The sequence below is a fragment of the Amnimonas aquatica genome (assembly GCF_002943415.1).
GTDB classification, from domain to species: Bacteria; Pseudomonadota; Gammaproteobacteria; order Pseudomonadales; family Moraxellaceae; genus Perlucidibaca; species Perlucidibaca aquatica_A.
Genome location: NZ_PTQZ01000293.1, coordinates 1 through 1,648, shown reverse-complemented (window position 1 = coordinate 1,648; position 1,648 = coordinate 1). Strand labels below are relative to the sequence as shown.

The 1,648-nt window shown below is 68.4% G+C and carries 1 protein-coding gene; it reads right to left on the bottom strand.

What is annotated here, in order from left to right; genetic code table 11:
• Positions 1-112 precede the first annotated feature (112 nt).
• The gene (gene zapE, locus C5O18_RS09235) at positions 113-1,210 is read right to left on the bottom strand and encodes a cell division protein ZapE (protein WP_105193325.1); all 1,098 of its coding nucleotides are present in this window, start codon (positions 1,208-1,210) and stop codon (positions 113-115) included.
• Positions 1,211-1,648 lie beyond the last annotated feature (438 nt).

Below are 1,648 nucleotides of genomic sequence, written 5' to 3'. Positions count from 1 at the left end.
ATCGGAATTGAACAGGGTACGGGGAATCATCGGTGTCTCCGGCATGGCCCGTGGATGAATGCGGGGCATGCCGGGCGCGACCATCACCCCCGGAGGAACAGAGCAGCGGCGCTCAGGGGCGGTGTTCGCGCGCGAGATACTCCCGCGACTGCATTTCCTGCAGACGGCTCTGCGTCCGCTCGAACTCGAAGTTCAACCGCCCCTGGTCGTAGAGATCGAGGATCGCGCGCTCGGCCGAGATGATCAGCTTGACGCCGCGGTCGTAGAACTCGTCGACCAGGTTGATGAAGCGCCGCGCCGCGTCGTCGTTGTGCGACCCCATGTGCGGCACCTCCGCCAGCAGCACCGAGTGATACTCGCGGGCGATCTCGATGTAGTCGTGGGCGCTGCGCGGCTTCTCGCAAAGCTCGGCGTAGGTGCACCAGAGCACATCGTCGGTTCGGGCAATAACCTCGACTGAACGGTCATTAATGTCAAGCGGCACCTGCACGACCGTCGTCCCGGCCGACAGGTCATCGAAACTGCGCCGCAGCGCGGCGGCAGCCGCGGCATCCAGCGGCTGGTGGAACAGGCCCGCCTGTTCCAGCACGCGCAGGCGGTAGTCGATGCCGGAGTCGACGTTGAGCACGTCGCAGTACTGCTTCACCAGCGCGATGGCAGGCAGGAAGCGCTGGCGCTGCAGGCCGTTCTCGTAAAGCCGGTCGGGCACGATGTTGGAGGTCGCCACCAGGGTCACGCCACGCGCGAACAGGCGCTCGAAGAGCCCGCCGAGGATCATGGCGTCGCCGATGTCGGTGACGAAGAACTCGTCGAAGCAGATCACCACCGCTTCCTTGTGGATGCGCTCGGCCACGGCGGTGAGCGGATCCCTGGTGCCCTGCAGGTCGGTCAGCTCGTGGTGCACGCGCTGCATGAAGCGGTGAAAATGCACGCGCATCTTGCGCCGGAACGGCAGCGCCTCGAAGAACAGGTCCATGAGATAGGTCTTGCCGCGCCCCACCCCGCCCCACAGGTACAGGCCCTGGGCCGGCGTGCGCTGCCGCCGGATCTCGCGCAGGCGCGCCGGCCCGCGCACCTTCTGCGCGACCTCGAAGCGCTGCGTCAGCGCCGCGTGCACCACGTCCAGCGCCGCCACCGCGGCCTGCTGCGCGGCATCCTCGCGGAAACCGCGCTCGGCCAGATCGCTGCGGTAGCGCTGCAGCGGCGTCATCCTGTCACTNGTCCTTCTTCCACCCAGGCCTTCAGCTCGGTCAGGCGGCCGTGAAAAAAGTGCCCCGCCCCCGCCAGCACGCAAACTTCCAGGGCCGCCGGCTGCGCCGCCAGCCAGTCGCGGATGGCCAGCGGATCGACCACTTCGTCGGCATCGCCGTAGATAACCCGTGTGCCTGCCGGCAGCGCGTGCCCGTCGAGCGGGAAGCGGGTCACCGGCGGCGCCGCGAGGATCAGCGAACGCCCGCGCCAGCCACCGGCCAGCGCGCGCGGCCAGACCGACGCCGCCACGAACGAGCCGAACGAGAACCCGGCCAGCACCAGTTCGCGGGCGGCCAGCTCGCGCCACGCCCAGGCGAGCACCGCCAGCAGATCATCCTGCTCGCCGGCGCCGTGATCGAAGGCACCGGCACTGGCGCCGACGCCGCGAAAATTGAAA